Origin of the sequence: Undibacterium sp. Ji42W (assembly GCF_049340405.1) — a bacterium.
Classification (GTDB): Bacteria; Pseudomonadota; Gammaproteobacteria; order Burkholderiales; family Burkholderiaceae_D; genus Undibacterium.
The window spans coordinates 1-255 of record NZ_JBMPOV010000084.1; the positions used below are offsets into that span (position 1 = coordinate 1).

A 255-nucleotide genomic window follows, 5' to 3' on the forward strand; every position below is an offset into this window, starting at 1 on the left:
GCTGGCTGTATTGCTGAAACAAATCGGGTGGCAGGATGGTGTCTCTGGCCTCGAAGCTCACTGCTGGCCTGACCTTGTGCAGGCCACGCATGCCTAAAGGCGCATCAAACTCAGGTGCGTCATACTGGATATTCTGGAAGTCATGCTCGAATGGCTCGGCACCAATGAAGTCATAAATCAGTGGCAGCACTTTTTGTGGTGCCTGCGCCAGCAAGTCGTAATCGATGAGCAGCATGGAACCAGCATGCTCACTGT

At 53.3% G+C, this 255-nt stretch carries 1 pseudogene; it reads right to left on the reverse strand.

The features are described 5' to 3' along the window. Positions 1 to 255, reverse strand: a pseudogene (locus tag ACO0LG_RS29675) (hypothetical protein); the annotation flags it as partial.